Annotated in this window: 3 protein-coding genes and 1 pseudogene; all 4 read right to left on the bottom strand. The window is 65.6% G+C overall.

What is annotated here, in order from left to right; translation table 11 throughout:
* Position 1 precedes the first annotated feature (1 nt).
* The 4 genes and pseudogenes from QRO95_RS18655 to QRO95_RS25330 all read right to left on the bottom strand — a co-directional run bounded on the left by QRO95_RS18655 (position 2) and on the right by QRO95_RS25330 (position 6,292).
* The gene (locus QRO95_RS18655; protein ID WP_006364528.1) at positions 2–1,141 is read right to left on the bottom strand and encodes a two-component system response regulator; all 1,140 of its coding nucleotides are present in this window, start codon (positions 1,139–1,141) and stop codon (positions 2–4) included.
* A gap of 205 nt (positions 1,142–1,346) precedes the next feature.
* The gene (gene lysS / locus QRO95_RS18660) at positions 1,347–2,858 is read right to left on the bottom strand and encodes a lysine--tRNA ligase (RefSeq protein ID WP_285303177.1); all 1,512 of its coding nucleotides are present in this window, start codon (positions 2,856–2,858) and stop codon (positions 1,347–1,349) included.
* Between the two features lie 345 nt (positions 2,859–3,203).
* Positions 3,204–4,844, bottom strand: coding sequence for an acetolactate synthase large subunit (locus QRO95_RS18665; RefSeq protein ID WP_132810043.1), 1,641 nt, complete (start codon positions 4,842–4,844; stop codon positions 3,204–3,206).
* A 63-nt stretch (positions 4,845–4,907) separates the two neighbouring features.
* Positions 4,908–6,292 (bottom strand): annotated as a pseudogene (locus QRO95_RS25330) (NAD-dependent succinate-semialdehyde dehydrogenase).
* Between the last annotated feature and the right edge of the window lie 306 nt (positions 6,293–6,598).

Raw genomic sequence — 6,598 nt, forward strand, 5'->3', positions numbered from 1 at the left:
GTCACCCACCCGGTCGCGTCGATGCCGTCGAGTGCTGGGCGCAGATATCCATCAACTGCTGGTGGCCGCGCATCAGCGCATCCACGCAGCGTGGATCGAACAGGCGGCCACGCTGGGCATACAGATAGGCCAGTGTGGCTTCCATGGTCCATGCTTCCTTGTACGGACGGGGTGAGATGAGTGCGTCGAAGACGTCGGCCACGGCGACGATGCGCGCTTCCAGCGGAATCGCCTCACCGACCAGCCCATCCGGGTAGCCGCTGCCGTCGTAACGTTCGTGGTGGCGCAGCGCGATCAATGCGCCGACCTGGATGAAGCGGTTCTGGCTGCCACTGAGCAGCTCATGGCCGATGCGTGGGTGCCGGCGCATGATCGCCAGCTCCTCGTCGTTGAGCTTGCCCTGCTTGAGCAGCACTGCATCGGGAATGGCGATCTTGCCCATGTCATGCAGCGGCGCGGCCATCTCGATCAGGCGCACGTCGTCTTCGGGCAGGCCGAGCTGCTCGGCGATCAGCCCTGCCACGCGCGCCATGCGTTCGAGGTAGGCACTGGTGCCGGCATCACGGAACTCGATCGCCCGCGCCAACCGCGACAGTGTCTCACGCTCGCGTTCCTCGACCTCGTGCATGCTGGCCAGCAAGCGCTGCTCCAGCGACAACGCGCGTTGCTTCACGTTCTCGGTCTGCTGGCGCAGCTGCAACAGGTTGTAGCAGCGCGCGCGCAGTTCGCGCGGACGGATGGGCTTGACCAGGAAGTCGATGACCCCCGCTTCCAGCGCCGCCTGACGGATCGGCTCGTCGCCGACCACGGTGATCAGGATCACCGGAATGTCGCGATGCTTGGGCAGGCGACGGAAACGGCGGGCGAACTCCAGCCCGTCCATTTCCGGCATGCGGTAATCGAGCAGCAGCAGGTCGACCGGATGCGCCTCACACCAGGCCAATGCGGTCAACGGATCACCGAAGTCATACACGCTCAGTTCCGGCGCGATATCTTCGATGACGTGACGCAGCATCGTCCGGGCGGACGTCTGGTCGTCAACAATGACGATGTTCAACGCGTACTCTGCCTGGTTTCTCGACCATGCTGGATCATCAGCAGGCGAGGATACCCTGCCGCTGCGAACGCTCGCACCCTGCATCGGCCTGACTCCCGTGTCATGCGTCCCGGTTCATGATCGTCATCACATTGTGAAGCGGACTCTCCACAATGCGCACTCCCCCTGGCGCCGATCAAGCCATAACAGACGTCAAGGTAGTGCATTAACGATACGCCGAGTGCGGGAGGCGTCAATCGCGCCGTCTCATTTCGCGACGGCGCGCACAAACAGGAGTCAAAAAGACGACTTACTGCTCCGGACGCATGTACGGGAACAGCAGCACGTCACGGATCGAGCTGCTGCCAGTCAGCAGCATCACCAGGCGATCGACGCCGATGCCGAGGCCGCCGGTCGGTGCCATGCCGTACTCCAGCGCACGGATGTAGTCGGCGTCGTAGTGCATGGCCTCGTCATCGCCGCCTTCCTTCGCGGCTACCTGGGCCTGGAAACGCTGGGCCTGGTCTTCCGGGTCGTTCAGCTCGGAGAAGCCATTGGCCAGCTCCTTGCCGTTGACGAACAGCTCGAAGCGGTCGGTGTAGCCCGGATCGTTGTCGTTGGCACGGGCCAGCGGCGAGACCTCCACCGGATGGTCGGTGATGAAGGTCGGCTGGATCAGGGTGTGCTCGACGGTGGCTTCGAAGATCTCCAGCAGCAGCTTGCCCCAGCCGTAGGACGGCTTGACGCGGATCTTCAAGCGCTCGCAATGGCGCAGCAGTGCATCGCGGTCGGTGCAGTCGGCAGCAGAGATTTCCGGGTTGTGGTGGCGCACCGCCTCGTCCATGCGCCAGCGGCGGAAGGCCGGGCCCAGGTCGATCTTCGCGCCGTCCCACTCCACTTCGGTGGAACCGTTGACGGTCGTGGCCACGTCACGGATCACGCCTTCGGTCAGGTCCATGATCTCGTTGTACGTGGCATAGGCCTCGTACAGCTCCATCATGGTGAATTCCGGGTTGTGGCGGGTGCTGACGCCTTCATTGCGGAAGTTGCGGTTGATCTCGTACACGCGCTCCAGGCCACCCACGGTCAGGCGCTTGAGGTACAGCTCCGGCGCCACGCGCAGGTACAGGTCCAGGTCCAGCGCATTGTGGTGGGTGGTGAACGGCTTGGCCGCCGCGCCGCCGGGGATGTAATGCATCATCGGCGTTTCGACTTCGAGGAAGTCGCGGTTGTCCAGCCACGCGCGCATGGCGCGGATGATCTTCGAGCGCTTGATGAACACCGCGCGCGACTCCGGAGTCACGATCAGGTCGACGTAACGCTGGCGGTAACGCTGCTCGACGTCGGCCAGGCCATGCCACTTGTCCGGCAGCGGGCGCAGCGACTTGGTCAGCAGGCGGATCGATTCGGCCTTGACCGACAGCTCGCCGGTCTTGGTTCGGGTCAGGCCGCCTTCAACGGCAATGATGTCGCCCACGTCCCAGCCCTTGAAGGCGGTGTAGGCATCGCCCAGCACGGCACCCTGCAGGAACAGCTGGATGCGGCCGGACTCGTCCTGGATCTGCGCGAAGCTGGCCTTGCCCATGATGCGCTTGGCCATCAGGCGGCCCGCCATCTTCACCTGGCGGCCGTTGCCTTCCAGGGCCTCGGCGGTCCACTGCTCGGCGTCGGCGAATTCTTCCTGCAGGCGGCCGGCGAAGTCCTCGCGACGGAAGTCGTTCGGGTACGCGATGCCCTGCCCACGCAGCGTTTTGAGTTTCTCGCGGCGCTCGGCGATCAACTTGTTTTCGTCAACGGGGGGGGTATCGGTAGCTTCGCTCATGGATCTGCGGGAATCGTGTAGTGAGGGGGGATGTTGCGCCCGGCACAGCCGGTTGCCCAGCATACCAAAACCGCCCCGCCCCAGCCCTGGGCCGGGCCCGCTGCCCGGTTGCCGCCAACCTTGGTTGGCGGTCCGTGTGTCGACCAAGGTCGACACCTACCAGGCCCACTGCCCGCCGCCTGGTAGCCGCCAACCTTGGTTGGCGCTCCATCGTGTCGACCAAGGTCGACACCTACCAGGTCCGCTGCCCGCCGCTCTGGTAGCCGTCAACCTTGGTTGGCGCTCCATCGTGTCGACCAAGGTCGACACCTACCGGATTCCGGGGAACCGATGCCCCGGTAGGCGTCAACCGTTCCCGGGGAACGCCTGCCGCAGCTCGTCCACCAGCACCCGCTGGTTCTCCGAGTAGTCGATCGGCACCGATACCAGGTGCACCCCACCCTCGTTGAACGCCGCCTCCAGCGTGGGGATGAACTGCTCGATGGCCGTCACCTCATGCCCCTTGCAGCCATAGGCTTCCGCATACTTCACGAAATCCGGGTTGCTGAACGTCATGCCGTAGTCGGTGAAGCCATCCACCGCCTGCTTCCAGCGGATCATCCCGTAGGCGCCGTCGTTGAGAATCAACACCACCAGGTTCAGGCCCAGCCGCCGCGCGGTCTCCAGCTCCTGGCTGTTCATCATGAAACCGCCATCGCCGCACACCGCCAGCACCCGCCGCTGCGGGTACAGGATCGAGGCCATGATCGCCGACGGCAGGCCCGCGCCCATCGTCGCCAGCGCGTTGTCCAGCAGCAGCGTATTGGCCACCTGGGTGCGGTAATTGCGCGCAAACCAGATCTTGTACATGCCGTTGTCCAGCGCCACGATGCCGTCCGGCGGCATCACCTGGCGCACGTCGTGCACCAGCCGCTGCGGGGTGAATCCAGCTTCCTCGGCACGGTCAGCCAAGTGTTCCAGAATGGTCGCGCGCAGCGGCAGCAGCGCGTCGGCGTTCGGCACTGCACCTTCGATACGGTCGGCCAGCTGGGTCAGCGAACGGCCGATGTCACCGATCACTTCCACCTGCGGGAAGTACACCTGCTCCACCGCTGCCTGCGAATAGCCGATATGGATCACGGTCGGCCCACCCGGGCGCATCACGAACGGCGGTTTCTCCGTGACCTCATGGCCAATGGTCACGATCACGTCGGCCTGGTCGATGGCCATGTGCACATAGTCTCGCTCGGTCAGCGCCGCGGTACCCATGTACAGGCCCGAACCACCGGCCACCGCGCCCTTGCCCATCTGCGTGGTGAAGAACGGAATGCCGGCACGCAGCACGAACGCCGACAGCGCTTCGCTGGACTGCGGCCGCGACGCCGCCGAGGCGATCATCAGCAGCGGGCGCCTGGCGTTGCGGATGATCTCCGCCGCGCGGTCCAGTGCTTCCGGACTGGCAATGGGACGATCCACCGCGTGCGGCGGAATCAGCGCCACCTCCCCGACCTCATCGGCCGCGATGTCTTCGGGCAGCTCCAGCAGCACCGGGCCCGGGCGCTCTTCCAGCGCGGTACGGAACGCCTCGCGGACGATGGTCGGAATGGTGCGCGCCGAGACAATCTGCCGCGCCTGCTTGGTCAGCGGCTTCATGGTGCTGACGATGTCGACGATCTGGAAACGCGCCTGCTTGCTGGCGACGATGCCCTTTTGGCCGGTGATCATGATCACCGGCCACGCGCCAAGCAGCGCGTAGGCGGCACCGGTGGTGAAGTTGAGCGCGCCCGGGCCGAGCGTGGCCAGGCACACGCCCGGCTTGCCGGTCAGGCGGCCATAGGTGGCCGCCATGAACACGGCCGCCTGTTCGTGGCGGGTGATGACCAGCTCGATGCTGGAATGGCGCAGCGACTCGACCACGTCGAGATTCTCTTCGCCGGGAATACCGAAAATACGCTCGACGCCTTCGTTCTCAAGCGCGGCGACGAGCAGATCTGAACCCTTGGACATTGGAATGCCGTCCTTTTCGCTGGACTGATGATGGATCGTTGCAGGAAGGATGGAAGCTGCGCGTCAACGCTTGTCGAACCACACCGTCTGCGCGTTGACGAATTCGCGGATGCCGAAGTGCGAGAGCTCGCGGCCGAAGCCGCTCTTCTTCACGCCGCCGATCGGCACGCGCGGGTCAGAGGCGGAAAAACCGTTGACGAACACGCCGCCGGTCTGCAGCCGGCGCGCCAGCTGCATGGCCCGTGCGCGGTCGCCGGTCCACAGGTTGCCGCTGAGGCCGAACTCGCTCTGGTTGGCCAGTTCCACCGCATGGTCGGCATCGCGGGCACGGCTGATCGAGGCAACCGGACCAAAGGTTTCGGTATCGAAAGCCTGCATGCCCGGCTCCACGTCGGCCAGCACGGTGGGCGCGTAGAACGCACCCGGGCGATCCAGCTGATGGCCGCCGACCAGCAGCTTCGCGCCCGCGTCCACCGAGGCCCGTACCTGCGCGTCCAGCTGTTCCAGCAGGTCCTGGCGTGCCATCGGGCCGATACGGTTGCCGGCTTCAGGGCCGTCGCCGATGGTCAGCGCCTGCACCTTCTGGCAGAACTGCGCCACGAAGCGGTCGTACACCGCGTCTTCAACGATGATGCGCTTGCCGGCGATGCAGACCTGCCCGGTGTTCTGGAAGCGCGAAGCCACCGCTGCATCGACGGCAGCGTCCAGATCGGCGTCGGCCAGCACGATGAACGGATCCGAGCCACCCAGTTCCAGCACCACCTTCTTCAGCGCCTGCCCGGCCTGGGCGGCGATGCTACGGCCGGCGGCCACGCTGCCGGTCAGGGTCACCGCCGCGATGCGGTCATCGGCGATCGCGCGGCTGGTGCCGTCGCGGCTGATGTTGGCGGCGATGAAGGTGCCTTCCGGCAGACCGGCATCGCGCCAGGCGGCGTCGAGCAGCTGCGCGGTACCGACGTGTTCTCGGCCGGCTTAAGCAGGAAGCCGTTGCCGCCCATCAGGATCGGTACCGCCGCGCGCATCACCTGCCAGTACGGGAAGTTCCACGGCATGATGCCCAGCACCACGCCCAGCGGCAGGTAGGACACGTAAGCCTTGTCGTCGGGCACCTGGGTCGGTTCGTCGCGCAGGAACTGCGCACCGTGGTCGGCGTACCAGTCGCACAGCACGGCGCACTTCTCGATCTCGGCCAGCGACTCGGCCTGGACCTTGCCCATTTCGGCGGTGGCCAGCGCGGCCAGCTTTTCACGGTCACGGCGCAGTACCACCGCCATCGCACGCAGTACGTCTGCACGCTGTTCAAGGCTCCTGGCGCTCCAGGCCGCAAAGCCAACCTGGCCGCGATCCAGGATTGTTTCCAGTTCGGCGTCGGTGGCGAAGGGATGGCTGGCGATCTGCTGGCCGGTGGCCGGATCGCGGGAAATGGCGGTGCTGGGGGCAGCGGACATGCAGGTCTCCTGGTGTCTCGACAACGGGCGGCGGCCCGTCTCCTGCACAGGAATGTGGACCCGATTGGCGGAGGCAACAAGGCGTCTGCTTATCCTGTGACCTGCAGTTACCTGCCTGAATGGGGAGCTCTTGGCAGGGCTGCGCCCTGCACCCGCCGAAGCAACAGCAACAGCCGAAGCAACAGCAACAGCTGGTTTCCTGCGGGATGGCGGGGTGGGTCCGGTTGCGGGGGTCGCTGCAAGTACGTCCTTGTAAGCTCGGTCGCCGCTTGCTCGTGTGCGCGGTCCTGCGCACACGGCAAGACC

Source organism: Stenotrophomonas maltophilia group sp. Smal13, from assembly GCF_030236855.1.
GTDB classification, from domain to species: domain Bacteria; phylum Pseudomonadota; class Gammaproteobacteria; order Xanthomonadales; family Xanthomonadaceae; genus Stenotrophomonas; species Stenotrophomonas maltophilia_A.